26 protein-coding genes, 1 tRNA gene and 1 pseudogene are annotated in these 26560 nt (G+C 71.5%); 11 read left to right on the top strand and 17 right to left on the bottom strand.

Going from position 1 to position 26560, the window contains the following annotated elements; all coding sequences use genetic code 11:
- The first annotated feature begins 131 nt into the window (after positions 1–131).
- Complete coding sequence (locus ACZ5WC_RS18290; protein ID WP_468541745.1) at positions 132–1214, top strand: enoyl-CoA hydratase/isomerase family protein; 1083 nt, start codon at positions 132–134, stop codon at positions 1212–1214.
- A gap of 3 nt (positions 1215–1217) precedes the next feature.
- Here ACZ5WC_RS18290 and ACZ5WC_RS18285 read toward each other — a convergent pair whose 3' ends face one another.
- The gene (locus ACZ5WC_RS18285) at positions 1218–1445 is read right to left on the bottom strand and encodes a hypothetical protein (RefSeq protein ID WP_468541744.1); all 228 of its coding nucleotides are present in this window, start codon (positions 1443–1445) and stop codon (positions 1218–1220) included.
- A 65-nt stretch (positions 1446–1510) separates the two neighbouring features.
- Positions 1511–2005 (bottom strand): hypothetical protein, encoded by a 495-nt coding sequence (locus tag ACZ5WC_RS18280; RefSeq protein WP_468541743.1) that lies wholly within the window; start codon positions 2003–2005, stop codon positions 1511–1513.
- 225 nt (positions 2006–2230) lie between these two features.
- On the opposite strand from ACZ5WC_RS18280, the gene ACZ5WC_RS18275 reads away from it, so the two are divergent.
- Complete coding sequence (locus tag ACZ5WC_RS18275; RefSeq protein ID WP_468541742.1) at positions 2231–3094, top strand: pentapeptide repeat-containing protein; 864 nt, start codon at positions 2231–2233, stop codon at positions 3092–3094.
- Positions 3095–3115: 21 nt separating this feature from the next.
- Here ACZ5WC_RS18275 and ACZ5WC_RS18270 read toward each other — a convergent pair whose 3' ends face one another.
- On the bottom strand, positions 3116–3637 hold the full coding sequence (locus ACZ5WC_RS18270) for an SRPBCC family protein (RefSeq protein WP_468541741.1): 522 nt from the start codon (positions 3635–3637) through the stop codon (positions 3116–3118).
- Between the two features lie 979 nt (positions 3638–4616).
- On the bottom strand, positions 4617–4901 hold the full coding sequence (locus ACZ5WC_RS18265) for a DUF6286 domain-containing protein (RefSeq protein ID WP_468541740.1): 285 nt from the start codon (positions 4899–4901) through the stop codon (positions 4617–4619).
- Positions 4902–5224: 323 nt separating this feature from the next.
- Between ACZ5WC_RS18265 and ACZ5WC_RS18260 the strand changes: the two genes are divergently transcribed.
- From ACZ5WC_RS18260 to ACZ5WC_RS18250, 3 genes are all read left to right on the top strand, one after another.
- Positions 5225–5812 (top strand): RNA polymerase sigma factor, encoded by a 588-nt coding sequence (locus ACZ5WC_RS18260; RefSeq protein WP_468541739.1) that lies wholly within the window; start codon positions 5225–5227, stop codon positions 5810–5812.
- Positions 5809–6483: a hypothetical protein gene (locus ACZ5WC_RS18255; protein ID WP_468541738.1), complete on the top strand. Its 675-nt coding sequence runs from the start codon at positions 5809–5811 to the stop codon at positions 6481–6483. The genes ACZ5WC_RS18260 and ACZ5WC_RS18255 overlap by 4 nt, the downstream gene beginning before the upstream one ends.
- A gap of 65 nt (positions 6484–6548) precedes the next feature.
- On the top strand, positions 6549–6821 hold the full coding sequence (locus ACZ5WC_RS18250) for an Asp23/Gls24 family envelope stress response protein (RefSeq protein ID WP_468541737.1): 273 nt from the start codon (positions 6549–6551) through the stop codon (positions 6819–6821).
- Between the two features lie 252 nt (positions 6822–7073).
- On the opposite strand, the gene ACZ5WC_RS18245 is transcribed toward ACZ5WC_RS18250, so the two are convergent.
- The gene (locus ACZ5WC_RS18245) at positions 7074–7862 is read right to left on the bottom strand and encodes an NADPH-dependent F420 reductase (RefSeq protein WP_468542022.1); all 789 of its coding nucleotides are present in this window, start codon (positions 7860–7862) and stop codon (positions 7074–7076) included.
- Positions 7863–8025: 163 nt separating this feature from the next.
- Here ACZ5WC_RS18245 and ctaD point away from each other — a divergent pair, with 163 nt between their 5' ends.
- Positions 8026–9756, top strand: coding sequence for an aa3-type cytochrome oxidase subunit I (gene ctaD, locus ACZ5WC_RS18240; protein WP_468541736.1), 1731 nt, complete (start codon positions 8026–8028; stop codon positions 9754–9756).
- A gap of 43 nt (positions 9757–9799) precedes the next feature.
- Positions 9800–10141: a hypothetical protein gene (locus tag ACZ5WC_RS18235; RefSeq protein WP_468541735.1), complete on the top strand. Its 342-nt coding sequence runs from the start codon at positions 9800–9802 to the stop codon at positions 10139–10141.
- 101 nt (positions 10142–10242) lie between these two features.
- Here ACZ5WC_RS18235 and ACZ5WC_RS18230 read toward each other — a convergent pair whose 3' ends face one another.
- The 7 genes from ACZ5WC_RS18230 to ACZ5WC_RS18200 all read right to left on the bottom strand — a co-directional run bounded on the left by ACZ5WC_RS18230 (position 10243) and on the right by ACZ5WC_RS18200 (position 17251).
- A complete protein-coding gene (locus ACZ5WC_RS18230) occupies positions 10243–10620 on the bottom strand; it encodes a VOC family protein (protein WP_468541734.1) in 378 nt (125 codons plus the stop codon).
- A 280-nt stretch (positions 10621–10900) separates the two neighbouring features.
- On the bottom strand, positions 10901–11104 hold the full coding sequence (locus ACZ5WC_RS18225) for a hypothetical protein (RefSeq protein WP_468542021.1): 204 nt from the start codon (positions 11102–11104) through the stop codon (positions 10901–10903).
- Between the two features lie 1036 nt (positions 11105–12140).
- A complete protein-coding gene (locus ACZ5WC_RS18220) occupies positions 12141–13859 on the bottom strand; it encodes a sigma-70 family RNA polymerase sigma factor (protein ID WP_468541733.1) in 1719 nt (572 codons plus the stop codon).
- Positions 13860–14114: 255 nt separating this feature from the next.
- The gene (locus ACZ5WC_RS18215; protein ID WP_468541732.1) at positions 14115–14309 is read right to left on the bottom strand and encodes an antitoxin; all 195 of its coding nucleotides are present in this window, start codon (positions 14307–14309) and stop codon (positions 14115–14117) included.
- Between the two features lie 295 nt (positions 14310–14604).
- Positions 14605–15624: an MASE1 domain-containing protein gene (locus ACZ5WC_RS18210; protein WP_468542020.1), complete on the bottom strand. Its 1020-nt coding sequence runs from the start codon at positions 15622–15624 to the stop codon at positions 14605–14607.
- Positions 15625–15687: 63 nt separating this feature from the next.
- Positions 15688–16521: a PP2C family protein-serine/threonine phosphatase gene (locus ACZ5WC_RS18205; protein ID WP_468541731.1), complete on the bottom strand. Its 834-nt coding sequence runs from the start codon at positions 16519–16521 to the stop codon at positions 15688–15690.
- A 109-nt stretch (positions 16522–16630) separates the two neighbouring features.
- On the bottom strand, positions 16631–17251 hold the full coding sequence (locus ACZ5WC_RS18200) for a DinB family protein (protein ID WP_468541730.1): 621 nt from the start codon (positions 17249–17251) through the stop codon (positions 16631–16633).
- 129 nt (positions 17252–17380) lie between these two features.
- On the opposite strand from ACZ5WC_RS18200, the gene ACZ5WC_RS18195 reads away from it, so the two are divergent.
- Complete coding sequence (locus ACZ5WC_RS18195; RefSeq protein WP_096624138.1) at positions 17381–17650, top strand: hypothetical protein; 270 nt, start codon at positions 17381–17383, stop codon at positions 17648–17650.
- Between the two features lie 18 nt (positions 17651–17668).
- Here ACZ5WC_RS18195 and ACZ5WC_RS18190 read toward each other — a convergent pair.
- Positions 17669–17741, bottom strand: a tRNA-Trp gene (locus ACZ5WC_RS18190).
- 316 nt (positions 17742–18057) lie between these two features.
- Between ACZ5WC_RS18190 and mptB the strand changes: the two genes are divergently transcribed.
- Both mptB and ACZ5WC_RS18180 read left to right on the top strand, forming a co-directional pair.
- Positions 18058–19536 (top strand): polyprenol phosphomannose-dependent alpha 1,6 mannosyltransferase MptB, encoded by a 1479-nt coding sequence (gene mptB / locus ACZ5WC_RS18185; protein ID WP_468542019.1) that lies wholly within the window; start codon positions 18058–18060, stop codon positions 19534–19536.
- Between the two features lie 310 nt (positions 19537–19846).
- A pseudogene (locus tag ACZ5WC_RS18180) lies at positions 19847–21519 on the top strand (ATP-binding cassette domain-containing protein).
- Here ACZ5WC_RS18180 and ACZ5WC_RS18175 read toward each other — a convergent pair.
- The 4 genes from ACZ5WC_RS18175 to ACZ5WC_RS18160 form a co-directional block, all read right to left on the bottom strand.
- Positions 21504–21728: a hypothetical protein gene (locus ACZ5WC_RS18175; RefSeq protein ID WP_468541729.1), complete on the bottom strand. Its 225-nt coding sequence runs from the start codon at positions 21726–21728 to the stop codon at positions 21504–21506. The pseudogene ACZ5WC_RS18180 and the gene ACZ5WC_RS18175 overlap by 16 nt on opposite strands.
- A gap of 208 nt (positions 21729–21936) precedes the next feature.
- Entirely contained in the window at positions 21937–22557 is a 621-nt protein-coding gene (locus ACZ5WC_RS18170) for an L-threonylcarbamoyladenylate synthase (protein ID WP_096624146.1), read from the bottom strand.
- Between the two features lie 216 nt (positions 22558–22773).
- Entirely contained in the window at positions 22774–23790 is a 1017-nt protein-coding gene (locus ACZ5WC_RS18165) for a hemolysin family protein (protein ID WP_311122655.1), read from the bottom strand.
- Entirely contained in the window at positions 23787–25124 is a 1338-nt protein-coding gene (locus ACZ5WC_RS18160) for a hemolysin family protein (protein WP_468541728.1), read from the bottom strand. The genes ACZ5WC_RS18165 and ACZ5WC_RS18160 overlap by 4 nt, the downstream gene beginning before the upstream one ends.
- 439 nt (positions 25125–25563) lie before the next feature.
- Here ACZ5WC_RS18160 and ACZ5WC_RS18155 point away from each other — a divergent pair, with 439 nt between their 5' ends.
- Entirely contained in the window at positions 25564–26556 is a 993-nt protein-coding gene (locus ACZ5WC_RS18155; RefSeq protein ID WP_468541727.1) for a sporulation protein, read from the top strand.
- The last annotated feature ends 4 nt before the right edge of the window (positions 26557–26560 follow it).

The raw sequence follows: 26560 nt of genomic DNA, 5'->3' as shown, positions 1-26560 counted from the left end.
GGCGTCGCAGAATGGCGGGCGAGGCCGTCCGGAACCGGACACAGGACGGCCGCCCCAGTCCGTGTGACCGGCGAGATGCCCAGATGACCAGGCGACCAGCTGGCCTGGCGACCAGTGAGCGGAGCGCATGCATGAACGATGAACGGCCCGTCCTGCTGGAGATGCACGGCCACTGCCTGCGCATCACCCTCAACCGCCCCCGCGCCCTCAACGCACTCAGCCACACCATGGTGGGGCTGCTCGACGATGCCCTGGACCGCGCTGAGCGGGACGACTCGGTCGTCTCGGTGGTACTGGCCGGGGCGGGGGACCGGGGCCTGTGCGCGGGCGGCGACATCCGCGCTCTCCACGACGACGCCCGGGCCTCGGGCCGCGCGTCCCTGGCGTTCTGGCGTGACGAGTACCGCCTCAACGCCCGCATCGCCCGGTTTCCCAAGCCGTACGTTGCCCTGATGGACGGCATCGTGATGGGCGGCGGAGTCGGCGTGTCGGCCCATGGCGGAATCCGCGTCGTCACCGAACGCTCACGCGTCGCCATGCCCGAGACCGCCATCGGCTTCGTCCCTGATGTCGGCGGCACCCGGCTGCTGGCCGCCGCACCCGGTGAACTCGGCACCCACCTCGCCCTCACCGGCCGGTCCGTCGGAGCGGACGACGCCCTCCTGTGCGGCCTCGCCGACCACCACGTCCCGACCCGGAACCTGCCGGCGCTGACCGAAGCCCTCGCCGCGAAGGACACCGCCGCCGAGGTCGCCCGGGCCGTGGGCCAGTTCGCCACGGAGGCGCCCGCCGGTGAACTCGCCGCGCAGCGCGCCTGGATCGACGCCTGCTATGCCGCGGACACCGTCGAGGAGATCATCCGGCGGCTGCGGGACAGCGGTGTCCCTGAGGCGGCGGACACGGCGGCCGAACTCCTGACCAAGTCGCCCCTCGCGCTCAAGGTCACCATCGAGGCCGTCCGCCGGGCGGCCCGGCTGGACAGCCTGGAGGCCGTCCTCGACCAGGAGTTCCGCGTGTCCAGCCGGGTCTTCGAACAGCCCGACTTCGTCGAGGGCATCCGGGCCCGGATCATCGACAAGGACAGCAGCCCGCAGTGGAAGCCCGCGACCCTGGCCGAGGTCGGCGAACAGCAGGTCGCCCGCTTCTTCACCCCCCTCGGCCCCGGCGAACAGGAACTCGGCCTGGCTTCCGGATCCGCTGCCCCCACCCCGTAGTGCCTATCTGCCGCTGCCGGACAGGCTCGGCTGCAACGCCCGCACGAGGGCGAACAGCTTGTCCTCATTCCCCGTCAGCCCCGCGCTGCGCAGCGCCTGGTCGGCCTCCCGCATCGGTGAGGTGAGCAAGGGCAGATACACCGGCGCCGCGTCCGGGTCCGCGAGCGCTGCCCGGGTGGCCTCCAGCAGGCGTACGTACGCCTGCGCCGCGGCAAGCTCGTCTTTGTCCATCTCAGCATCCCCTCGTCAGAGCTGTCGGACCGTCAAGCATCTCCTATGGGTCTGACAACGCCCCCTCAAGCCTCGCCGTGCCCACCGGACAACCCGCCCGGGGGCTCGACCTCCAGGTACCGCCGCCTGCGGGGCCCTCGATACAGCAGCACCGTCCAGCCGAGCCGCCGCAACGCGGCCGCGCAGCCGCCCAGTGCCTCCTCCTCGTCGTGCACGGCACCGCTTCCCGGCGGACCGGCCCACTCGACCCGTACCGACCCCGCCGACTCGCCCTCCAGCACCCGGTACCCGGCTGCCACCCGGCGCCCTGACGCGTCGACCCCCGACGGAGCGGCCCCCGAACTCTCCAGGGCCAGGGCGACGGCCCGCACCGGACGTTTCCGTTCCCACAGCGCCGGAACGGCCTCAGGGTCGGCCTCTCCGGTACCGGTGAGGCGACGGATCTGCAGCAGCCCCTGGAGCGCGGTCCGCACTGAAGCAGCCCGCCGCTCGGCGGACTCGCCCGACGGCGGGCCATCACCGGTCGCGGGCTCAAAACCGGTGCTGTCCTCGCTGTCCATGCGTCCCTCCAGGCGCGTGATGTGTACGCGCCAAGTGTGCCCGGGGTCGGGCAGGTGGCCCGAGCCGATCGGTCTCCGGGAGGGCGTATGACCATGCACCGGGTTCGCCCCGGCCCCACCCCCTCATTAGAATCCTGTGTCCGACCACCACAGCAACCGCAACAACCACTGACCCAGTCTCACTGCCGCACCTCCCGCAGTACCACCCAGCGAGGACCCGCAACCGTGCCCGACTACGTCCCCGACAACGATCCGACCGCTCTGCCCGAGACCGGACGGCAGGCGCAGGAGGATCTGCGCGCGGACTGCACGAACTGTTTCGCCCTCTGCTGTGTCGCTCTGACGCTGACGGCCTCCTCTGACTTCGCCATCGACAAGCCCGCCGGCCGGCCCTGCCCCAACCTCCAGGACGATTTCCGCTGCGGGATCCACACCCGGCTACGGCCCAAGGGTTTCTCCGGCTGCACCGTGTACGACTGCTTCGGCGCCGGGCAGAAGGTCTCCCAGGTGACCTACGGCGGCCGCGACTGGCGTTCGTCCCCCGACATCGCCGCGCAGATGTTCCAGGTGTTCCCGGTGATGCGTCAGCTCCACGAACTCCTCTGGTATCTCACCGAGGCGCTCTCCCTGCCCGCCGCCCGCCCGCTGCACGGCGAGATCCGCCGAGCTCTGGAGGCGACGGAACGGCACACCGCGCGCCCCGCCGTCGACTTCGCGGAACTCGACGTCGCCACCCACCGGGACCGGGTCGCCGGCCTTCTCCTGCGCACCAGCGAACTGGTCCGGGCCACCGCGCCGCGCCGCAGAAAGCGCAACCACCGGGGCGCCGACCTCATCGGAGCCCGGCTGCGCGGCGCGGACCTGCGCGGAGCGGACCTCCGCGGGGCCTACCTCATCGCCGCCGACCTCGCCGGTGCTGACCTGCGCCTGGCCGACCTCATCGGGGCGGACTTCCGCGACGCGGACCTCTCCGGCGCCGATCTCACCGGGAGCCTGTTCCTCACCCAGTCCCAGGTCAACGCGGCCAAGGGCAATGCGAAAACAGCCCTCCCCGCAGCCCTGAGCCGCCCGACGCACTGGGCCGGTTAGACTCCGCCGCCACCCGTCACATCACGGGGCGATGGTCCCCCTGGCATCTTCCTCCAGAGCCGCCTTGAGGCGCTTGAGTGTCGTTCGGATGTTGCCGCGCTGGAACTGGGCGAACGTCTTCCCGCCCGTGGCCACGCGGTCGAAGGCATGGGCCAGGAAGTCCGGCCAGGAGCGCCGGTCATCGGTCCAGATCTCGGTGACCCGGGTCGCCCCGCCCACTACCTCGAAGCGGTACTCCCAGGTGGCGATCGGCCCCCGGAGCCGCGGCCGCCGCAGACCGATCGCGTGGACCCGGAAGGCGAAGCGCTCGCCCGGATCTGCCGCCGTCACCGTGCAGCGTGTGGTCCAGCGCGCCACCCCCCGCTTGTTGCGGCCTTCGAAGACCATGCCGACGTACGCACTTCGCCGCTCTCCCCGCACGGTCGCCCCTCGGTTCTCCGGGCTCCAGCGGCCCATCGCCGTGGGGTCGCTGAGTTGTTCGTACACCTGGGCGGGGCTGGCGTGGATGACGATGCTGTCCGCTACGGACGTGGTGCGAGGCATGAGGCGACTCCATTTGTCCACGGCCGTAATCAGACCAGCGCCGGGACCCGGACGGGCCGTGGAGCCGACATCCGATGTCCCGAGCCCACACCTTACTCGCGAGTAGTCACCGTGGAGGAGGGGTGGCAGGGGGACGGGCGGCGGTGCCAGGAGCCGGGGGCCGGGCTCCGGTACCGGGCGCCGGCCAACGCGTCCGCTGCTCTCGTCGCCTTGCGATCCGTACCCGTACGTCGGCCGACAGGCCGGGTATGCCACCGCAGGCCCGGGGACTCGCGACGACCCGGCCACGTCCCGCAGCAGCTCTGCTGGTAGAGCCTCCGGTTCGACGACTACGGTCACCACCGCCCGCAGCTGTCGGCCCACCAGGCGTACCAGGGCCCGCGCCACCGCATCGAGCCCTGGCACCTGCGTCGCCATCGCCCGCTCCCATCTACGCCTGCGCAGCGCCGGCCTGGTCTGCCGCAGCGCCACCCACCGGGGCCCGCCCGTCACCAACTGGCGGGCTGACCACCACATCAGCAGCGCCAGCCTGAGGGTGAGCGCCCTGATCACCGCTGCGTTCCACCAGCCGTTCTCCCGCAGCTGTGCCAATAGCTGGCGGTCCAGCAGCACCCCGTCGGTTGCGGGCCGCGGCCACCAGTCCGGCACGGCGCCGCGCCCCGGGCCCCATGCCGAACCGATACTCGCAGCCAGCCAGGCGCTACCGGGGAGCAGTACCAGCCCCGCCGTGCCGGGCAGCGTCCGGTTGATCACGCCACGGCTGCTTACCGGCACCCGCACCACACTCCTCTCCACGCCGCTGTAATCCTCACGTCGTTCGTCACGTCCGCATCGCGACATCCTGTGGCAGCCAGTGCGGTTCCCCGCGGCCCCGGCCCCGGCCCTGAGCGCGGGCGCCCACGTCAGCCCCCAGTTCCGGCAGGCTCGCGCCCACGACCCGGACGACCTTCAGCGCTTACCTCCTCCGGGACACCGAACCTCACACGGCCAGCACCCTCACACGCTGCCGCTGCACTCGCACCCGGGCCCGCGCCACCTCGGGCACCGCAACGACCCGGCCCTGGACGGACTGCGTGCCGGCCTCACGGTCGAGCGTGGCTCGGAGCCGAGGCGCCGGGGACGTCATCCGCAGCCTCCGCCGCAGCCCCGGGAACAGCGCGCACTCCATCAGCCCGACGCCGACCGCAGCGGCGTACACCCCGCCGACCCGCACCGCCGTGTGCGCCGGGGTGTGCGTCGCCCGCCCAGTCGACCAGCGTCGCACGCCAGGGCGCGGGCCCACCGTTGAGCCGGACCGCGATCACGTCCACCAGGAGGAGTGTCAGGTGGTGGTCATGGAAGCCCCTCGCATCTCGCTCGGCTCGTTCCGCCTGACATCTCGTTGGACACGCTGTCCGCCGAATCGTCACGCGGGTTCCCGGGAATTTCCTGGGAAGCGTGACCGGGTGCGTGAGGGGGGAGGCGAGGTGGGGCGTGGATGGCTGCGTGACGTTTCGTCCTTCGCGGTGTCCAACCTGTGTCGGACGACGAGAAGCGGCCGTGAGAGCGCAACGAGCGAGGGAATCGAGCGAGGGAGGGGGCTGGTACGTGCCGGGCGACGGGAATCAGAAGACGGATCGCGTGCCGGAGGACGCACGGTACGACGAGGCGCTGCTCGCCGTGCGGGCGGGTGAGGGAGACGAGGAGGCCTTCGAGGTGCTGGTGCGGCGGCACGGCCCGGCCATGCTGCAATTGGCCACGCGGCTCCTCGGGGACCGGACGGATGCGGAGGACGCAGTGCAGGACGCTTTCGTGAACGCCTGGCGCAAGCTTCCGGAGTTCCGTCGGGATGCTTCGTTCCCCACATGGCTCTACCGCATCGTCACCAACCGCTGTCTCAACCGGCTCAGAGCCCGCAGACCGGCGGCGGACCTCGACTCGGTGCCCGAACAGGCCGCCCCCGACCACCAGGCGTCTCCGTCCCGCGCGGTCGAGTCGCGTGCCGCGGCCGACGCGCTGGCCGAGGCGATGGCGGGCCTGTCACCCGAACAACGAGTCTGCTGGGTGTTGCGGGAGATGCAGGGGCTGTCGTACGAGAGCATCGCGGCGACGGTTGGAATCAGTCCGCAAGCGGTCCGCGGCAGGGTCTTCCGGGCCCGCCGCTACCTGACGGAGGCGATGAGCGCATGGCGATGAGCGCCAATCCGGGCCGGCCGGAGGACCGCCGGTACGAGGAGGAGGACGAGCGGGTTGCCTGCGGGCGGCTGCTCACCGACGTCTGGGACGCCTGGGACACCGGCCGAGTCGAGGACGACCCGCATTTCGCCGACTGCCCCCCCTGCTCGGCCGCTCTGGCCGACCTCACCGGTCTCGGCGAGGCCGTACGCCGTACCTGCGCCGAGGAGCCCGGCCCACCGGACGCCACAGTCGTGACGGCCAGAGTGATGGACCTCGTCCGGCTCGAACTGCGTCCGGGGCGACCACTGCCGCTCGGCGATCCGGGGGAGGACGACTGGATCGTCGAGGCGGCAGCCGCACGGTTGCTGAGGGCGGCCGTCGACGCACTGCCCGGGATACGGGCCGGAAGCTGCCGCATCATTCCCCTCGACCCGGCGGACCCGGCCGGACCGGTGCACACACGGATAGAGGTGGTGGTGAGCATGCTCCTGCCCATAAAGGACCTCGCTGACGCCGTACGCGAACGGATCGTCGAGGTCGCCGACCGGGACATCGGCATCCGGATCGCATACACCGACGTGCTCGTTGTCGACATCCTCGAAGAGGAGATCAGCGACCTCACCGAGGCCGACGGGGCCGGTGACCCGAGCGGCAGCGCCGACGGCTACGGAACGGGAGCAGCACGATGACGGCGGATACACCCCGGAAACGGATCGCCAGAGCGGCGGCCGATGCAGCACGCGAGGTGCCCGGCGTGGCCTTCCTGCGCCCCGGCGTCGCGGATCTGCTGCGGACACGGACCACCCACGGCGCCCCGCTCCGCACTGCGGAGACCGGGGCCGGGGCGTCGGGAGTGAGAGTGAGCAGGGACGAGGCCACGGGCGGCTGGCACATCGACGTCCGGCTCGTCCTGCACCGAGGCCACCGGGCGCTGGACGTGACCCGAGCCGTCCGGGCGGCGCTCCTGACCGCGGCACCGGAGGGCCCGCAGGCCTCGGTGCGGGTCACCGTGACGGGGGTGGTCTGAGTCCGATGAGGGAGGGCAGAGCGACGCGGGCGGCCGGAGGGAGGGGCACTCCGGGACCCCTCTCCGCAGGGCCCCGGCCACAGGGGACCCTCGCCACCCACAGGGGGCCTGCCCGCCCCGCAGCGGACCCCCGGCCCACAGCCGCCCCCCGGCGACGAGAGCGGCCGGGGGATTCTCCGGGAGCCCCGACCACCGGGAACCTCCCGTCCCACAGCGGCCCCCCGCCCTCGCCCCCGGCCCGTGCCGTCTTTCTCAGGCGCGCCACTCCGCCGTACGCTCCGGCGACGCCTCCGCGAGGGCCTTCGTGATCGCGTCTGCATCGCCCCGGTTCCCGTACACCGGCGTGCCGGGCTGCTGGCGCCACGAGTCGTCCAGGCCTCCGGCATCCACGGTGTCAAAGCCGAGCTCGTCGACCAGGTCACGCACAGTCTGTTTGGCCGCCGCGTCGTCACCGGCCACCGGGAGCGCCTGCCGGCCCGGGGTGCCCTTCGGCTTGCCCTGGTCCAGGATGTCCTGGGCGTACGTTCCGTTGAACGCCTTGATCACCGGGTGGCTGATCCGCTGCTCGGTCCACCGGCTCTCGGGCAGCCCGTCCTCGATGGCGGCGATGCGGCCGTCGCGCTGCTGCGGGTAGTAGTTGCCGGTGTCGATGACCGCGACGTCCTCCGATGCGCCGGCCAGGAAGCCGTCGGGCAGATCGGGAACGGCCTTCAGGGGGACCGTCACGACGACGATGCGGGCGCCTTTCGCCGCCTCCGATGCGGCCACCGGCGTTGCACCGGTCTCCTCGGCGAGGGCTGTCAGTGTATGGGGGCCACGGGAATTGGCGACCGAAACCTCGTGGCCGAGGGCGGTCAGACGCCGAGTCAGGTTTCCGCCGATGTTGCCCGCGCCGATAATACCGATCTTCATGGGTCCGACCTTCCGAAGCTTGCCGAGTGGTGAAGAGGTGGTCTGTCGTTTCACCAACTCCGCGACCAGGGGAGCTATTCCGGCACCGGGGAAGGAATATCCGGTCGCATCCCGGACGTTGACATGCATTTGGCCCGGCTGCGCAGCGCGAGGCGATGCGCGGGTGTAGGCCATTTGAGTGTCCTTGTCGGCCGCTCGCGCCGGGCGGGGAGGGATGTCCCACCGCACCGATCACCGCGGGTCCATTCTGGTCGCCGAGTCCGCACGGGCCGTCGATCGAAGGAGCGTCGTAGTGACGACGAGGGGCATCTCGCAACCGGTGGAGACCGATGCTGCCGACCAGGAAGAATTGCTGGTACGGCGCAAGGAGCCGGGCAATGTCGTCATCAAGTGGATGACCACCACGGACCACAAGACGATCGGCACGCTCTACCTCGTCACCTCCTTCGTGTTCTTCTGCGTCGGAGGGCTGCTGGCCCTGGTGATGCGCGCTGAACTGGCTCGTCCCGGAACCCAGTTGATTTCGAACGAACAATTCAACCAAGCGTTCACGATGCACGGCACAATCATGCTGCTGATGTTCGCGACGCCGCTGTTCGCCGGGTTCGCGAACTGGATCATGCCGCTGCAGATCGGGGCGCCGGATGTGGCATTCCCGCGGCTGAATATGTTCGCATACTGGCTTTACCTCTTCGGCTCGCTCATCGTGGTCGCGGGTTTCCTGACTCCGCAGGGTGCGGCCGACTTCGGCTGGTTCGCCTACGCGCCGCTGAACGACGCGGTCCGCTCGCCGGGCATCGGCGCCGATATGTGGATCATGGGCCTGGCCTTTTCCGGTTTCGGTACGATCCTCGGCTCGGTCAACTTCATCACCACGATCATCTGCATGCGCGCACCCGGTATGACGATGTTCCGCATGCCGATCTTCGTCTGGAACGTTCTGCTGACCGGTGTGCTGGTTCTGCTGGCGTTCCCGGTTCTGGCCGCAGCCTTGTTGGCGCTGGAGGCGGACCGTAAGTTCGGTGCCCACATCTTCGACCCGGCCAACGGGGGCGCACTGCTGTGGCAGCACCTCTTCTGGTTCTTCGGCCACCCCGAGGTGTACATCATCGCCCTGCCGTTCTTCGGCATCGTCACCGAGATCTTCCCGGTCTTCAGCCGCAAGCCGGTCTTCGGCTACATCGGCCTGGTCGCGGCCACGATCGCCATCGCGGGCCTGTCCGCGACCGTATGGGCGCACCACATGTTCGTCAGCGGTGCCGTACTCCTGCCGTTCTTCTCCTTCATGACGTTCCTGATCGCCGTACCAACCGGTGTGAAGTTCTTCAACTGGATCGGCACGATGTGGAAGGGGTCCATTTCGATGGAGACCCCGATGCTGTGGTCGGTCGGTTTTCTCGTCACCTTCCTCTTCGGCGGACTGACCGGCATCATCCTCGCCTCGCCGCCGATGGACTTCCATGTCTCCGACTCGTACTTCGTGGTTGCCCACTTCCACTACGTGGTCTTCGGCACCGTGGTCTTCGCGATGTTCGCCGGATTCCATTTCTGGTGGCCGAAATTCACTGGGAAGATGCTCGATGAGCGGCTCGGAAAGGTGACTTTCTGGACGCTCTTCGTTGGATTTCATGGAACGTTTCTCGTTCAGCACTGGCTTGGTGCCGAGGGAATGCCTCGGCGTTACGCCGACTATCTCGCGGCGGACGGGTTCACCGCGCTGAACACGATCTCCAGCATTTCGTCCTTCGTGCTCGGGCTGTCGCTCCTGCCGTTCTTCTACAACATCTGGAAGACCGCCAAGTACGGTAAGAAGATCGAGGTCGACGACCCCTGGGGATACGGTCGTTCGCTTGAATGGGCGACCTCCTGCCCACCGCCGCGCCACAACTTCGTCACCCTGCCGCGAATTCGGTCCGAATCCCCGGCGTTCGACCTGCACCACCCCGCGTTCCGTGCCCTGGACGAGGCGTCCAACCGTCCTCACAGCTCCACGGTCATCGCACCGGGCGACAAGCAGAATTGAGGGCGGCCACCGGGAAGGACGGGCCGACGGACAAGGAGGACGGGTGAAACCCGACAAGGAGAGTGCCCGGGGCCTGGCGCAGCTCGAAGGCTTTCTGCTGTGGAACGCCGAGGTCGAAGGGGCACGGCGGGAGGCACGCCGCTTCACCGATCAACTGCCCTGGCTGACCACGGCACAGCGCGAGGACGTGGAGCGCGTGTACGCCACCGAACGGGTGGACGCTTCCCGGGAGTCGCTCATTCGCATCCGCGACCGAGCTGACGAACTGCGCGAGGAGTACTCCGAACGCTACGCACGGCTGCGGACCCGCTGCGTCGCATTGGCTACCGTGACGGTGGGTGCGGCCACCAGCCTCTGCACGGTGCTGACGCTGCTCCTGAGGTGACGCTGTTCGTGGGGCGATGCCGTTCCTCGGGTGACGCAGTACCGGTACTGACCCTGTTTCTGCGATGACCCGGGCCCGGGCGGGCTCCACGGGTCCGCCCCTCAGTGGCGTACCAGACAGAAGGGGTGACCGGCGGGATCGGCGTACACGCGCCAGCCTCGCCGGTCGTCCCCCGCGTCGAGCAACGACGCCCCGGAGGCCAATACCTGTTCGTGGGCCTCGTCCAGGTCGGCGACGCCGAAGTCCAGATGGAGCTGCTGGGGTGGATCCTGATCGGGCCAGCGGGGCGGCCGGTGGTCCGCCACCCGTTGAAAGGCCAGGACGAGCCCACCGGGCGTGTGCAGCGTGGACCAGTCCGCATCGCAGTCCCACCGCCGGTCGGGCCGGTCGACTTCCCCTCCGAGCAACGAGGTGTAGAAGTCGGCCAGTTCCCTCGGGGCGCGGCAGTCGAGGACCACGCACTGCAGTTCAGTGATCATCGCCGCATCCTAGGGGGCACAGGGAGTCGCAGCGCGCGGACGACCGGTGTGCCGGTCGAGCGCCGCGAGCCGTCGGCGTGGGGACGGGGGGTGTCGCCGTCCGGTCGTCGAGCTGCACCGCACAGGCTGTCGTCGTGTCCACGAGCTGCTCCAGCGCACCAGTCACCCCTCCGGAGCGGCCGTACGGCGGGCGAGCGGTGGATGTCACGCCGCGGCGCACCCCGCTGCACACCGTCACCGGGTCGGGCCGGCACATGCCGCAGATTGCGGTGCGCTGGGGTCACGGCCGTATCAGCGGCAACCGCCCTATCACGCGCGCGCCGCACGGGGCGACGGCAGCGACCGCGGCCCACGGACCGCCCACTGCCGTGGAGTACCCGGTGAACGCAGCCGCTCCCAGCAGGGTCCCCGCGGCCAGGCACAGTCCCCGGGGTACGAGCGGCCCGAAATCCGGCCTCACCAGGAGCACCGCGGTGGCGGGCATCCCGTACCAGTGCCCGTGGTCCAGGCCGAGGGCCACCACCGTACTCACCGCGCAGCAGAGCGAGACCCGGGCCCCGTACTCGTGCGTGGCCGGGCCGTAGGCCCTCCGCAGTGCCGGGACGAGGCCGGGCGCCCCCGCTGGTACGCAACGGCTGACCGTTCCGGCTGACGAAGGCGCCCGGCGCCGCTAGCAGGGCGTCGTCCAAGGCGCGGAGCTCCGCCCCCGAGCGTTCCGGCCCTGGCAGCGGGACGCAGGGCACCCCTCCGTACGGAAACGCCGCCGCGTAGACAGCCACCGCCTCGCTCTCCCGTCGTAGGGGAGCTCCCGTCGTAGAGGTACGGATCGGAGCGGGGCAGTCCGGACCCGCCGAGGCGCGATGAGGGCAGGCCAGACACGGGAGCAGGGACCAGACCGATGCGGGCGGAGCAGACCGACGGCGCCGGGCCCGTACCGATGCGGGCAGGGCAAGGCGCAGGAACAGGTCCCAGCACGCCCCCGCCAGGAACCGCAGGCAACGTCGCCATCCCGGTTCCGGCAACGGCATCCCCGCCCCCCCCACCCCGGCTCCGCAACGGCATCCCGGCCCCCCACCACTACGCCCCCGACCGCGACCAGCAGCCCCGACGCCCCCGTCAGCGCGGGGCTGCCGATCCGTGAGACAGACGACCTGCGGCCGCCCGGCCGGTCGTTGATCCCGGCGAACATCGCGCCCAGCGCGGCAGACGACGGTCGGCGACGCAAAGGGCGGGTGGCGCAGGCTCCAGTCCACGGGGGCGGGAGGGGAATCTGCCGGGGGAGTTCGTCGGGCTGCGCGTGGAGTCCGGTTCGGCACCGAGGTGGAGCAGGTGATTCCAACGCATCTCCACCGGATGGCACCTTGATCAGCCAGCTCGGCCAGCTCAGCCAGCTCAGCCAGCTCACCCGGATCACCCGGATCAGCCAGCTCACCCGGATCAGCGGGTGAGTCCCGCGCGATCGCGGGGCCAGGGCCAGGGCCAGGGCCAGGCCCAGGTGCAGGGCGGCCCGGCCCCGGGGCTCAGCGCGCTCCGAACTTCTGGGTCCACACCGGACCGTCGCCCGATTCCTGCTTGCCCACACCGATCTCCTTGAAGGAGCAGTTGAGGATGTTCGCCCGGTGTCCCGGACTGTTCATCCACGCCTTCATCACATCGGCCGGCGTCCGCTGCCCCTTGGCGATGTTCTCGCCGTAGGTGGACCAGCGGTATCCGACGGCGGTGATCCGGTCGCCCGGGTCCGTGCCGTCCGGCGACGTGTGCGAGAAGTAGGCGCGGGCCGCCATGTCCGCGGAGTGCCGTTGGGCCGCGGTGTTGAGCAGGTCGTTGACGCTCACCGGCCCGCAGCCCGCCTTCGCCCGTTCCGCGTTGACCAGCTCGGTGACCTGCGCGGCGGTTCCAGCGGGGGCGGGCGGCGCGGGCGCGGGCTGTGTGGGCTTGGGCGCCCGGGGAGCGGAGCTGGGCGCGGGCGGCGGCGGGGTGCTCTTCTTCGGCTTCGCCTTGGGCGTAGGCGAAGGGCTCGGCGACGCGGAGGCGCTGGGGGACGCGGACGCCGACGGGGAGGCCGGCACGGACGGGGACGCCGCGGCCGGCGTGGGGTCCTCCGTACGGGGGGCCGGAGCGTCGGCGGTGACGGTCGTCGCGTCCCGGTCCTCGCCGTCGGTGTACAGGTGCACCGCCGCACCGCCGGTGCCCAGGGCCGCCACCGCGACCACCGCCGCGATGGCGGAGTTCCGGCGGCGGCGCCGGGCCTGCACCCGTCTGCGCTCGGCGCGCCCCGTCCCCAGCGCATCGGCGCGAGCATCGGCGCCCGCGCCACCCGGAACCCGCAGATGCGCGGTCGTCGTGACCAGCTCGGGTGCCGTGGCACCGGTTGTGACGTACTGGTCCAGCGGTGGGACACCATCCGCGGGGAGCTGTCCCAGCGGCGCGAGACCGGCCGCGGCGAGCAGTTCCGGCGCCGCGCCCGCCCCGGCGGCCGCCGCCACCGGGACCAGAGCCAGCCCCACGAGCAGCCCCTCGGCGGGCACCAGCCCCGAACCGTGCCCCGAGCACACCGTGCACTCACGGGCGTGCCGGGCCAGCCGCTTGCGCCACAGAGCGGACGGGACCCCGTCCCATCCGGCGACCAGGTCCTCCAGGAGAACGCACGGCGGATCGGCCGCCAGCGCGCCCACTACGACCCTCGCCGCCTCCAGCTGGGCCTTCATCCGCTGCACCCGTACGGCGGTGTGCTGCGGGGTGAGCTCCAGGGCGGCGGCGACCTCGGCGCGGGACAGATGCCCGGCGGTCTCCAGCCACCACAGGGACAACAGAGCGCGGTCGTCCTCGTCCAGCCACCGTGTCGCCTCCGCCACCTGGCGTCGCTGGCCCGTCAGCCCCAGCTCCAGGATGGTCAGCTCCACGAAGTCCGCACGCGGGTCCGGGAGGTCGTACGCGTCGTCAAGCCGGTCGGCGGGCATCGCCCCCGACTGCCGCTCGCGCCAGTTCTGGCGTATCTCGTTCATGGCTATCGCCACCAGCCAGGAACGGAACCGCTCCGGTTCACGGAGTTCGGGCAGGCCCCGGAGCATCCGCAGCACTGTCTCCTGCACCACGTCGTCGACATCCGCATGACCGTCCAGCGCACGTCCGACGACGTTGTACAGCAAGGGCAGGTACGCCGCGACGAGCCGGTCCTTGGCCTGCTGATCGCCGCTCCGCGCCGCGGAGATCAAAGCCGTCGGGAGATCCTTGCCCATGCTGTGCTCACTCTTCCGGGGTCCGGTGCTGTCACTTCCCACACTCGGGAGATGCGGTGCGGGCGGGACGATAACAAGAATCCGGCGGACGGCCCCGAAAACCTTCGCCACACGCACCGGTCCGTGCCACAGATCACTCTCCGTGGCACGGACCGGTGCGCGGGGCAGGTACGAGAGACAGGTGTATGGAACGGGTGTACGGGACAGGAGCCGGTCTACGGTGCGGTGCGGCCGACCGGTGAACCGCGGAGCGGCTCAGGTGCGCGGCGGTCCGTCCTCGTCGCGGTCCGCCCCGAACTGCTGCTTCAGCTTGTCCTGGGCGGTGTCGACCTGGCTCCTGTACTTGCCCTGGGTCCGGTCGTCCACCATGTCTCCGGCCTTGTCGACACCCTTGCCGACCTGGTCCTCGTGGCCCTTGAACATCTTCTTGATCTTGTCCAGTGCGGACATGCGTCCTCCTCCTCGGCTCACCCCCACTCATCAAGGGTCACCGCACCGGGCTCGCCCCGCATCCGCGCGCCACCGGCGGCAGGAGCGCCCCTGAGCCGTCGGGGACGACAGGAAGTGTGAAGCCGCGCCGACTGGGCACATACCGGTTGACCAGGAGGAGGTGGTGGCTATGGGCCGCATCCGAGTCGTCGTCCGTCGTCCCCCGCCCCCCTCGGGGCCGCCCCCGCTCGATCTGCGCACCCCGTCCGGCCGCCCCCTGCCGTACTGACCGGGGACGCGCGTCCCCGGTGGGCTCTCAGCGCCCCGGGTGCGAACCACCGCCGAGCGGGCGCTCCCGACCGTCCCCGTACGGCCGCCCCGCGCCCGGTCCGGACAGCGGGGCGAGCTGATCGACCAGGGCCTCCAGCTCCTCGACCGCGTGCTCCGTCTCCCGGCGGATGTTCTTGTGCTCCGCGACGGTCGCCCCGAGCAGCAGCGCGGTCAGCGCCACGCATGCGTTGAGCACCGTCAGATTGGCCATGATCTCCATCAGGGTGTGGCCCGCGAACGGCCCCAGCGAGTCCGTACCGGCGATGATCGCGAACACCGACACGACCAGGGCGCACGGGGCGCTGCCGGGCAGCTGGAAGCGGAGCGCCGCCCAGATGATCACCGGGAACACCAGGTAGATCATGGACAGCGAGCTGCGAGTCGAGATCAGTGCGGCCACCACCACGACCACCGCCAGAACGGCGGCCTCCAGCCACCGGTCGTCCAGCCGGGGCCGCCGCACCCGGCGCAGGACCAGCAGAACGGGGGTGACCACCAGGACCCCCATCGCGTCCCCCGCCCACCAGGACGACCAGACCAGCCAGAACCGGCCCGGCGGAACCTTGCCGTCGGCCAGCAGCGTGATGCTGCCGACGGTGGCGCTGATCAGCATCCCGGCGAACGCCCCCAGGAAGACCAGACAGATACCGTCCCGCAGCCGGACCAGCTCACTGCGGAACCCCACCTTCCGGAGCAGGGCGTAGGCGGCCAGGGGAGCCAGGGTGTTGCCGAGCATGATCGCCAGACGGCTCATGGTGAAGGCGTCCCCGATGTCGGCGACGGTGATCAGCGTGCCGAGCGCGATGCCCGGCCAGACCCGCACCCCCAGGCACAGCAGCGCGGCCAGGGCGATACCGGTGGGCGGCCAGAGGGGCGTGACCACCGCGCCGTCGATCACCACCTGGCGCATCAGCCCGAGCCGCCCCGACAGGTAGTAGGCCCCGGTCACACCCAGGACCTGCGCGACGTACACGGCCCGACGTCTGGCTTTCTTGCTGCGGATCACAGCACTCATCAGACACCGACCTCGGCGGGAGGCGGCAGCTGACACGCGCGGCACGCTCCGGCGTCACCGCGGTCCGCGGCGGGCGGCGGCGTGCCGCAGGACCAGTACGGCGGCGTCGTCCTCGTGGCCCGTCAGCTCCGCCGCGCCCAGAACCTCGTCGGCCAGCAGCTCCGCGCTGGCCCCCGCGTGCGCCGCGACCAGCCGGCGCACCCGGTCCAGACCGTCCTCGATCAGCAGCGACGGGCCTTCGACGACCCCGTCGGTGAGCAGTACGATCGCACCGTCCGAGTCGAGGGTTCGGCGGGTGACGGGGTACTCCTCCCGGGGCTGGATGCCCAGCGGTATACCGCCCGGGTCCTCCGTGACGCCGGACCGCCCGTCCACGGTGGCCCACACGCAGGCCACGTGCCCGGCCCGGGCGCTGTGCAACTCCCAGGTCGCGGGGTCCAGCCGCAGGAACGTGCAGGTCGCGAAGAGCCCGGAGCCCACGGACAGCAGCAGATCGTTGGTCCGGCCCATGACCTCGCCGGGATCGGACGCCGTGCCCGCGATGGCACGCATCGCGATCCGGACCTGCCCCATGAAGGCGGCCGCTTCGACGTCATGGCCCTGGACGTCGCCGACGGCGAACCCGAGGGCACCGTCCGCGAGGGCGAATCCGTCGTACCAGTCGCCGCCGATGTCCAGGCCGTGCCGGGCGGGCGCGTAGCGGGCCGCCGACTGGAGGCCGGGGAGCGCGGGCAGCGTCGCCGGAAGCATGTCTCGCTGAAGGGCCTGTGCGAGTTCCACTCTGGCCTGGTGGAATTCCACCTCCCGCCGAGCGCGGGCAGTGAGGTTCTGCAAGGTGTTGAGCAGGTCCTCGGCGCTGACTGAGCGGGGAGTCCGACGCCGGTTCATGGGCTGCTCCGCGGTGCGTTGGTCCCTGAATCATATGGCGGGGGTCCGGGGGCGGCGACTGCGGCGACCGACGGACCTCGACGGGAACCGGGGCCGCCCGGCCCGCCGCTCAGGAGTGCTGCGCGCGGTACAGGTCGCGGATCAGGGCGATCTCCGCGCCGTGGTGCAGCACTTCCTGGTTGACCCACCAGACGATGTCGAGGAACGGATCCTCGGCGTCGCTGCCGTTGGGGTAGGTGCTGTGTCCGACGGTGTCGAGCGCCGTGTCGTCGGCGGCGAGCAGGGCTTCGCGCCAGGCGGCGGCCCCGGCCTCGAAGACGGCCAGGCCCCCGGCGGCGTCCCCCGGGGTGCGGTAGCCCGCACGCGTCAGGGAACGGCTGCCGTTCGTGTGGTCGGCCCGCAGTGTCAGCATCTCGCTGAGATGACTCAGCCGCCAGGCGATGGTCGTGAACGGCGGCGGGAAGGGATGCGGCGAGTCCGCCGAGTCCCGGCCCCAGTCCCCGGCTCCCGTCAGGCTGGTCGCCCGGGCCCCGGGCCCGTCGCGGCGGCGACGGACAGACCAGCAGTCGGGCACGGGTTCCCAGAGATACTCGTCGTCGCCGAGCGCGGTGACGCCGATCTCGACACCGTTGCCGCTGTCCATGAAAGGGCCGGCCAGCCGGCCGAGGAGCCGCTCGCAGGCGAAGTCGAACTGTTCCAGCAGAGGGTACAGACGCGGTGGAAGGCTCATTCGACGGAGCGTGCCACACCGCGCGGGCGCGTGCTCACCCAATTTCCCGGGGCCGTGCGGGGGCCCGGGAAAGGGCCGGATGGACGCTGGTGCCGAGCCGTTGTCAGTGCCCGGTGGGATGCTGCCCGCATGGACGAGCTGATGAGGCAGCGACGGGTGTACGGCACCGATCACGACGATCCCCATCCCGGGCCGAGGCCGGGCCACGACTACCGCGAGCTGGTCGGCGGCCCGCTCGACGGGCTGCTGCTGGACGTCACCGACTGGAGCGAGGCCGACCTGCGCGAGGGCGTCGGCCTGGTCACCGAGATCGGTGCGTACGGACCGGGCGGGCGCGCCGAGTACGGCCCGCGCGCACCGGACAGCCACCAGTGGGACTGGCGCGGCGACGTGCGGTGACGGACGGCACGCGATGGGCAGGGGCGACAGGGATCGAACCTGCGACGCGCGGTTTTGGAGACCGGTGCTCTGGCCACTGAGCTACGCCCCTTCGTTACGGGTGCAGCTTGGCACGCCCGGTTTCGCGCGCCAACAGGTTTACGCGGGCGCCGCGTTGGCCACCGTGGCGCGGAGCGCCCGGACGGCCGGCCGAAGACCGGTGCGGTGGCAGGCCGCCCGCGGCCGTGCGGACCCGCACTGTCAGACCGGTCGCGCACGTCCTGGTCGAGCCGTTCGAGAAGAGCGAGCCGCTCGGACCCGTCCTGGACCCCGCCCTGGACCCCGACCCCGACCTCGACGAGCCCCGCCCCGGCGCGTTCCCGACCTCCCCCGGGTGCCCGGCGAGTCGTCCGATAGGTTGGCCGGTCATGTGGGCTATGAGTGCGGTCGGACACCGGCGGCTGGGTGCGGCAGGATCTCTGGCGGTCGCCGTCGGTGGCTGGTTCTCCGGAAAGCTGCCGGCCCACGACCCCTGGGGCCTGTGGACCGACCACGGCTCCGCCACGAAGGCGGCCGCGGCCGTCCTCGCCTACCTCGGACTGACCGCGCTCGTCGTCGCCTGGTGGCAGTACGGCAGGACCGCCTCCACCGTCCGCGACACCCTCGTCACCCTCGCCTGGTGGACGGCCCCGTTCCTGCTCGCGCCCCCGCTCTACAGCGCCGACGTCTACAGCTACATCGCCCAGGGCGCGATGGTCGTCGAAGGGCACGACGTCTACACGGTGGGCCCCTCGGCCCTGGACCCCGGAGGCATCGGCGGCGACGCGGCCGCGAGCGTCGGCAACCACTGGCGCGACACCCCCGCCCCCTACGGCCCCCTCTTCCTGCTGCTGTCCGCCGCCGTCGCCTGGACCACCGGCGGAACGATCGTCCCCGCCGTCCTGGCCATGCGCCTCATCGCGCTCGCCTCGCTGATCCTGATCGTCTGGGCGCTGCGCCGCCTGGCGCGCGAGCACGGCCACAGCGAGAGCCGCGCCCTGTGGCTTGGCGCCCTCAACCCGCTCCTGCTGATGCATGTGATCGGCGGCCTGCACAACGACGGGCTGATGATCGGCCTCATGCTCGCCGGACTGGTGCCGGCCCTGCGCGGCCGGTGGATCACCGGCAGCGCACTCGTCGGACTCGCCATGATGGTGAAGTCCCCAGCGGCCGTGGCGCTCCTGTTCATCGGCGTCCTCGTGCACGCCTCCGCCACCGGACCCCAGCCGCGCCGCTGGGCCAAGGGGCTCCTCGCGCCCGGCCTGGTCGCGTGCGCGGTCGCGGGAGCGGCGACGCTCATCGGCGGCACCGGCTTCGGCTGGCTCCACACCCAGGGCGTCGCCGCGAACATCCACACCGCGCTCTCCGTCCCCAGCGACCTCGGCCTCGGCCTCGGAGAGCTGCTGCACATGCTCGCGGGCACCGACCCGGCACCGGTCAAGTCCGCCGTGCAGACCCTGGGCCTGGCCGCCGCGCTCGTCGTGATCGTCCTGCTGGCCCGGCGCGCGATGCGGGGCAGCATGACGCCCGCCCACGCCCTGGGCCTCTCGCTGCTCGTCCTGGTCGCTCTCTCGCCCATGGTCCAGCCCTGGTACCTGCTGTGGGGCATGGCGGTGATCGCCGCCGCCGCACCCTACGGCAGGGTCTCCGCGATCCTGATCGTGCTGTCGGCCGCCCTGGTGTACGAGACCCACCCCATGGGCGCCACCCCGCCCTACGGGTTCGCCCTGGCGGGCCTCGCCGCCGTCCTCGGCACCCTCGCCATCCGCAGGACCCCCGTCGTACCGCCCGGCGCCCACCTGCCCGCACCGCGCACACCCGCCGCCGCGGAGCCGGCCCCCGCACCGGCCCCGCAGAGCACCCCGTAGGAAACGTCCTCGACGCCCGGGCAGAGCCTCCGCTACCCTGACCGGGTCCTGTTGTCTCCGATAGAGGTGGACATTGCGCATCTGAGGTCCGCGATCATCGCGCGGTACGGCCCAGGCCCGTACCTGGTCACGACGTTGTCGGCAGATCTGCCGCCCGTGACTTCCGCGTGGATGCGACCTCGGTGCCGAGCCGTTCCTTGCCTCCGCAGGACTGCTCCTCCCACCTTTTCCTCCGGTCTCCGGCCCGGTCGCCGCGTGCTGTTCGCATACGAAGCCCTGTTTCTTCCGCTTCTGCGACTGCGAGAACCCCATGAGCCATCCCACCGCACCCGGCGCCTCCGTGGCCGCCTCCCAGCTCACCTTCCGGTGGCCCGACGGCACGAACGCCTTCGACGGTCTCTCCCTCACCGTCCCCCGCGGCCGCACCGGCCTGGTCGGTGCCAACGGCACCGGCAAGTCGACCCTGCTGCGCCTGCTCGCCGGACGGCTGCGGCCCACCGCGGGGTCCGTCGCCGCCGGCGGCCGCCTCGCCCATCTGCCCCAGAACATCACCCTGGACACCGACCTGCGCGTCGACGGGGCGCTCGGCATCGCGGCGCGGCGAGCAGCCCTGCGCGCCATCGAGTCCGGAGACGTACGGGAGGAGCACTTCGAGACGGTCGGCGACGACTGGGACGTCGAGGAACGCGCCCTGGCCACTCTCGGCTCCCTCGGGCTCGGCGGTGTCGGACTGGACCGCACCGTCGGACAGCTCTCCGGCGGGGAGACCGTCCTGCTGCGCCTGGCCGCGCTGCTGCTGGAACGCCCGGACGTCCTCCTCCTCGACGAACCCACCAACAACCTGGACCTGTTCGCCCGTCGCCGCCTGTACGACGCCGTCGACTCCTGGCACACCGGCATCCTGATCGTCGTCAGCCACGACCGGGACCTTCTGGAGCGCGTGGACCGCATCGCCGAACTGCGCTCCGGTTCGGTGAGCTGGTACGGGGGCGGCTGGTCCGCCTACCAGGAGGCCCTCGCCACCCAGCAGGAGGCCGCCGGGCGCACGCTGCGCGCCGCGGAGGCCGACGTACGGCGTCAGCGGCGCGAACTGGAGGAGACCCGAGTCAAGGTGGCCCGCCGTCGACGCCACGACAAGAAGCTGGACGCCCAGAGGCGCGCCCCGCGCATCGTCGCCGGTGAGCGCAAGCGCTCCGCCCAGGAGTCCGCGGGCCGGCTGCGCGGGCTGCACGAGGACCGCCTCGACGAGGCCCGGGAGCGACGGGAGGAAGCCGCCGAGGACGTCCGCTAGGACGCCGAGATCCGGATCAGCCTGCCGCACACCGCGGTACCCGCGGGCCGTACGGTCCTGACCGTACGGGACCTGAGCCTCCCCTACGGCCGGCTGCGTGAGGCCGGCCTCCAGGTGACGGGACCCGAACGCATCGCCCTCGTCGGCCGCAACGGAGCGGGCAAGACGACCCTGCTGCGCACGCTCTCCGGGGAGCTCGCACCGAGCTCCGGCGAGGCGACGGCGTTCGTGCCGCTGAAGTTCCTGCCGCAGCGGCTGGACGTCCTCGACGACACGTCGAGCGTGGCCGCGAACGTCGCCCGCACGGCTCCCGGCACCACCGACAACCAGATCCGCTCCCAGCTGGCCCGGTTCCTCTTCAAGGGTGCCCGCGCGGAGCAGCTCGCGGGCACCCTCTCGGGCGGCGAACGCTTCCGGCCGCACTCGCGGCGACGATGCGCGCTGCCCCCGCCCCGCAGCTGCTTCTGCTGGACGAGCCGACGAACAACCTCGACCTGGCCAGTGTGCGGCAGCTGACGAGCGCTCTGGAGTCCTACGAGGGCGCCCTCGTCATCGCCGGGCACGACCTGGCGTTCCTCCAATGCGTGGGTATCACCCGCTGGATTCTGCTCGCGGAGGAGTTCCGGGAGATCAGCGCCGAGGAGGTCCACGACCTGCTCGGCGGCGCTGCGGCGGCTCAGGCCGCCTCGTAGCGGTGGGCCCTGCCGCCCCGCCACTCCACCCAGACCGGGTTGTCGAGGATCCGGTCCGGTTCCTCCAGGCCTGCCTCGGTCAGGAACACGGTGACGTCGTGGTCGCTGTGGGCCAGCCCGAGTATCTCGTCCCGGCCTTCGTAGTGCACGGTCACCCGGCGGCCGCCCGAAGGGGTCGGCCGGTGGATGACGATCGGGGGATTTGCCATGGGTCCACCCTGCGACGCGCCTCGCGGCCGCGCATCCCCGGCCCGGACGGTCCGGCGGCGAACGGGCTCGCGTCCCGCTCGGCGCGGGCGCTCGGCCGCCCGCCGGTGCGAGTTCCACCGTTGTGGTGACACGCACGGGGGAGGAGGTGCGCGGGGGCGGTCCGCAGCAGCGCACCCGCCGCACCCACCGCCGGGCCGTTCACTCGAATCACTCGAAGCGGGACGGGTCCCCGGCGCCCCGGCGTACGATCTCGGGCTCGTCGCCGGAGAAGTCGATGACCGTGGTCGGCTCGGTGCCGCAGTCGCCGGAGTCGACCACGGCGTCCACCTCGTGGTCGAGCCGCTCCTTGATCTCCCAGCCCTGCGTCAGCGGCTCCTCCTCGTCCGGCAGAAGCAGCGTGCTGGAGAGCAGCGGCTCGCCGAGCTCGGCGAGCAGGGCCTGCGTCACGACGTGGTCGGGGATGCGCACGCCGACCGTCTTCTTCTTCGGGTGCATCAGCTGGCGGGGCACCTCCTTCGTCGCCGGGAGGATGAAGGTGTAACTGCCGGGCGTCGCCGCCTTGATGGCACGGAACACGTCGTTGTCCACACGGACGAACTGCGCCAGCTGCGCGAAGTCGTGGCACACCAGCGTGAAGTGGTGGCGGTCGTCGAGATTCCGGATCGACCGGATCCGGCCGATGCCGTCGCGGTTGCCCAACTGGCAGCCCAGCGCGTAGCACGAGTCGGTCGGGTACGCGACGAGCGCACCGGAGCGGATGCTGTCGACCACCGTGGCGATGGTGCGCGGCTGGGGATTTTCGGGGTGTACGTCAAGGTACTTGGCCATTCGCCGAGCTTACGCGTTCGGGGCGGGCCCGTACGGCGGTCGGGCCCGACGGCCGGAAAGCGGCCCGCCGGGCATGCACGGACGAAGGCGGCCCGTCGCGCACGTGAGGACGAAGGCGGCCCGCCGCGCGGAGGCACACGGAAAGCGGCCCGCCGCGCAGGTGCGCGCGACGGGCCGCCTCGGCTTCCGCTTCGTTGCCGGGTGGTCCCGGGGCCGTCAGACCGCGGCGGCTCCCACCAGCTCCTCCAGCACGTCCTCCATCGCCACGAAGCCGATGACCGTGCCCTTGTCCCCGGCGACCGCCGCGAGATGCGTACCGGCGGCGCGCATCGCTGTGAGGGCGTCGTCCAGCGGGGTGTCGATCTCGACCCGGATGACGGGGTGGATCGCGCTCGTGGGCAGCGGCTTGGTGCGCTCCGCGACACCGAGGGCGTCCTTGATATGGAGGTAGCCGAGGATCCCGTCGTCCGGTCCGGTGACCGGCAGCCGGGAGAAGCCGGACGCGACGGCGGCCCGCTCCAGACCCTGCGGGGTGATGCCGAGGTCGACGGTGACCGTCCGGCCGAGCGGGACCATCACCTCTCCGACCGGCCGGGTGCCCAGCTCCAGGGCGTCGCGCAGGCGTTCGCCGTCGGCCGGGGCGAGCAGACCCGCGTCGCTGGAGTCCTTCACCAGCCGGACGAGCTCGTCGTCGGTGAACACCGAGGCGACCTCGTCCTTGGGCTCGACCTTGAGGAGCCGCAGCAGCGTGTTGGCGAAGGCGTTGATGCCGAAGATCACCGGGCGCAGCGCCCGGGTCAGGGCCACCAGCGAGGGCCCGAGCGCCAGGGCCGTGGCGACGGGGGCGGCCAGCGCGATGTTCTTCGGGATCATCTCGCCGATGAGCATGTGCAGGTACGTCGCCAGGGTCAGCGCGATCACGAACGCGATCGGGTGGACCAGCGCGTCCGGCACGCCGACCGCGTCGAACGGCGGCTCCAGCAGATGGGCGATGGCCGGTTCGGCGACGGCGCCCAGCACCAGCGAGGAGATGGTGATGCCGAGCTGCGCGGTCGCCATGGCGGCCGACAGGTGTTCGAGGCCCCACAGGGCGCTCTTGGCGCGTCGGCTGCCGCGTATGGCCTGGGGCTCGATCTGGCTGCGGCGCACCGAGATCAGCGCGAACTCCGCACCGACGAAGAACGCGTTGGTCAGGAGGGTGAGCGCGCCTATGGCGAGCTGGATGGCGGTCATCGGGCGTCCTCCTCCACGAGGGCCAGCGCCGGGGCGGGCGCGGTGATCCGGACCCGGTCGGCCCGGTGGTGCTCGATGTCGAGGACGTCGAACTGCCAGCCGTTGAGCTCCAGCCGGTCCGTGCGGACGGGGATGCGGGCGAGCTGCGTCGCGACGAGACCGGCGAGCGTCTCGTAGGGGCCCTCCGGCGCACTGAAACCGATCCGGTCGAGCTGGTCGAGGCGGATGCTGCCCTCGGCCTCCCAGACGGGGCGGCCGTCGCCGAGGGGTTCGGCGGGCGCCAGGTCGGGGCGCTCGTGGGGGTCGTGCTCGTCGCGGACCTCGCCGACGACCTCCTCCACGATGTCCTCGACGGTGGCGACACCCGCGGTGCCGCCGTACTCGTCGATCACCACGGCCATGGTGCGGTGCTTGCGCAGCTGGGCGAGCAGCCGGTCCACGGGCAGCGAATCGGGGACGAGCAGGGGTTCGGTGGCCAGCGCGGTGACCGGGGTCCGGGCCCGCTCGGACTCGTCCAGGGCGAGGACGTCGCGGATGTGGACCGTACCGATGACCTCGTCCAGGCTGTGGCGGTAGACGGGGAACCGGGACAGGCCGGTGGCCAGCGTGAGGTTTGCGGCGTCGGCGGCGGTGGCGTGGGCCTCCAGCGCCCGCACGTCGACGCGCGGCGTCATCACGTTCTCGGCGGACAGCTCCGCCAGGTTCAGGGTGCGGACGAAGAGTTCGGCCGAGTCCTCCTCGATGGCGCCCTCGCGGGCGGAGTGCTCGGCGAGCGCGATCAGCTCCTGGGGCGTACGGGCGGAGGCCAGCTCCTCGGCGGGCTCCAGGCCCATCCGCCGTACGGCACGGTTCGCGGTGTTGTTGAGGTGCCGGATCAGCGGGGCGAAGGCGGCCGTGAAGGCCCGCTGCGGGGTCGAGACGACCTTGGCGACCGCCAGCGGGCTGGAGATCGCCCAGTTCTTCGGGACCAGTTCACCGATCACCATGAGGACGACGGTGGACAGGGCCACACCGAGGAGGGTGGCGACTGTGGACACGGCGCCGGTGGGAAGCCCGACAGCCTCCAGCGGGCCGCGGAGCAGCACGGCGATGGACGGCTCGGCCAGCATGCCGATGACCAGAGAGGTCACGGTGATGCCGAGCTGTGCGCCGGAGAGCTGGAAAGTGAGCCGCTTGGCGGCCTTGAGCGCACTTTCGGCACCGCGCTCACCGGCTTGCGTGGCTCGTTCGAGTTCGCCGCGCTCGACGGTGGTCAGCGAGAACTCAGCCGCTACGAACACCGCGCAGGCCAGGGTCAGCCCGAGGGCGAGGAGGAGCAATATCACTTCGCTCACCGTGTCACCTCCATCCCCTGGTGTGCCGGGGCGGTGATGACACGGTTCGTACTGGGAGGTTCACCCATTGCGGTACCGCAGCTCCTTCTCTGTTCGGGTCGTCCGGTCGACGACGGGGTGGGCTCTGAAACCCACCCCGTCGATATTAAAGGGACCGCAAAGCAAACGGGAGTGGCAGGTATCACACGGGGTGTCACCTGGGGAAGAGCCGCGGCGGAGGGGGAGGTGGCGTGAGTGCTCGACGGGTGGGCGGCGCCCGGTGATCTTGATGGCCGGAACTGCGCGTAACGGTCGTGCGGTTGGGAAACCCCAATACCTTCGCGGGCGGTTTCGCCCGGCGGGGTGGCACAGGCCTCCTCGGTCACAGCCGTCACCGGCCACACGGTCACGGACCACACCGTCACTGATCACATCGTCACAGAAGGAGCGGGCGCCGCCCATGGTGCTCAAGAAGTTGCTCGGAGCCCTCGGCGTCGGCGGCCCCTCGGTCGACACCGTCCTGGAACCCGGCCCGGCCCTGCCCGGCGGGCCGCTGTCCGGAGAGGTCCGCCTGCGCGGCGGCGGGAGCGACGCGACCATCGACCGGATCACTCTGCTCCTCCTCGCCCGGGTGGAAATGGAGGGCCAGGAGGAGGAGCAGGAGGGCACGGTCGTCCTCGACAGCTTCACCGTCGGCGGCGGCTTCCGGCTCGCCGCGGAGGCCGAGCACACCGTGCCGTTCACCGTCACCCTGCCCTGGGAGACGCCGATCACCGAACTCCACGGCCAGCACCTCGGCCCCGTCCTCGGCATCCGGACGGAGCTGGAGATCGCGGGGGCACGGGACAAGGGCGACCTCGACGCGCTCGCCGTGGGCCCGCTGCCCGCCCAGGAAGCGATCCTGGAGGCCTTCGGGCAGCTCGGCTACGGGTTCGGATCGGCCGATCTGGAGCTCGGCCACATCCGGGGGACCGGCCGGCAGCTCCCCTGCTACCAGGAGATCGAGATCCTTCCGCCCGCCGGTCACGCCCACGCCGTGAACGAGATCGAGGTGACCTTCCTCGCCGCCCAGGGCGGCCTGGAGGTGGTGATCGAGGCGGACAAGCGCGCCGGACTCCTCTCCGGGGGACACGACACGGTCCACCGCTTCGCCGCCTCCCACCACACCGCCCCGCAGACCGACTGGAACGACCGGGTCGAGGGCTGGCTGAAGCAGGTCATCGCCGGACACGAGGCGTACGCCGCCCCGCCCCCGTACGGAGAACACCACGGCAGTCACCGCGGCGGTCACTACGACCACGACGCCCACCGCCGCTCGGGCCCCGGCACCGGTGCGGTGGTGGCCGGAGTCGCGGCGGGTGTGGCCGTCGGCGTGGTCGGGGGCATGGTCGCTGCCGAAGTGGTCGACGAGATCGGTGACGCGTTCGAGGGCGATGGGGACGAGGAGGGCTGAGCCG

This window comes from Streptomyces sp. NPDC033165 (assembly GCF_055577965.1).
This window is presented reverse-complemented; position numbering and strand designations above follow the sequence as displayed.

What these genes read in the sequence shown, in the direction of transcription:
- mptB (WP_468542019.1), top strand. Translation starts at nt 18,058, where the DNA reads ATGTGGGCTATGAGTGCGGTCGGACACCGGCGGCTGGGTGCGGCAGGA.
- ACZ5WC_RS18155 (WP_468541727.1), top strand. Translation starts at nt 25,564, where the DNA reads ATGGTGCTCAAGAAGTTGCTCGGAGCCCTCGGCGTCGGCGGCCCCTCG.
- ACZ5WC_RS18215 (WP_468541732.1), bottom strand. Translation starts at nt 14,309, where the DNA reads ATGTCCGCACTGGACAAGATCAAGAAGATGTTCAAGGGCCACGAGGAC.
- ACZ5WC_RS18280 (WP_468541743.1), bottom strand. Translation starts at nt 2,005, where the DNA reads ATGGACAGCGAGGACAGCACCGGTTTTGAGCCCGCGACCGGTGATGGC.
- ACZ5WC_RS18200 (WP_468541730.1), bottom strand. Translation starts at nt 17,251, where the DNA reads ATGAGCCTTCCACCGCGTCTGTACCCTCTGCTGGAACAGTTCGACTTC.
- ACZ5WC_RS18270 (WP_468541741.1), bottom strand. Translation starts at nt 3,637, where the DNA reads ATGCCTCGCACCACGTCCGTAGCGGACAGCATCGTCATCCACGCCAGC.
- ACZ5WC_RS18245 (WP_468542022.1), bottom strand. Translation starts at nt 7,862, where the DNA reads ATGCATGTCAACGTCCGGGATGCGACCGGATATTCCTTCCCCGGTGCC.
- ACZ5WC_RS18225 (WP_468542021.1), bottom strand. Translation starts at nt 11,104, where the DNA reads ATGCCCGCCACCGCGGTGCTCCTGGTGAGGCCGGATTTCGGGCCGCTC.
- ACZ5WC_RS18285 (WP_468541744.1), bottom strand. Translation starts at nt 1,445, where the DNA reads ATGGACAAAGACGAGCTTGCCGCGGCGCAGGCGTACGTACGCCTGCTG.
- ACZ5WC_RS18255 (WP_468541738.1), top strand. Translation starts at nt 5,809, where the DNA reads ATGAGCGCCAATCCGGGCCGGCCGGAGGACCGCCGGTACGAGGAGGAG.
- ACZ5WC_RS18230 (WP_468541734.1), bottom strand. Translation starts at nt 10,620, where the DNA reads ATGATCACTGAACTGCAGTGCGTGGTCCTCGACTGCCGCGCCCCGAGG.
- ACZ5WC_RS18175 (WP_468541729.1), bottom strand. Translation starts at nt 21,728, where the DNA reads ATGGCAAATCCCCCGATCGTCATCCACCGGCCGACCCCTTCGGGCGGC.
- ACZ5WC_RS18195 (WP_096624138.1), top strand. Translation starts at nt 17,381, where the DNA reads ATGGACGAGCTGATGAGGCAGCGACGGGTGTACGGCACCGATCACGAC.
- ACZ5WC_RS18170 (WP_096624146.1), bottom strand. Translation starts at nt 22,557, where the DNA reads ATGGCCAAGTACCTTGACGTACACCCCGAAAATCCCCAGCCGCGCACC.
- ACZ5WC_RS18220 (WP_468541733.1), bottom strand. Translation starts at nt 13,859, where the DNA reads ATGGGCAAGGATCTCCCGACGGCTTTGATCTCCGCGGCGCGGAGCGGC.
- ACZ5WC_RS18205 (WP_468541731.1), bottom strand. Translation starts at nt 16,521, where the DNA reads ATGAACCGGCGTCGGACTCCCCGCTCAGTCAGCGCCGAGGACCTGCTC.
- ACZ5WC_RS18290 (WP_468541745.1), top strand. Translation starts at nt 132, where the DNA reads ATGAACGATGAACGGCCCGTCCTGCTGGAGATGCACGGCCACTGCCTG.
- ACZ5WC_RS18165 (WP_311122655.1), bottom strand. Translation starts at nt 23,790, where the DNA reads ATGACCGCCATCCAGCTCGCCATAGGCGCGCTCACCCTCCTGACCAAC.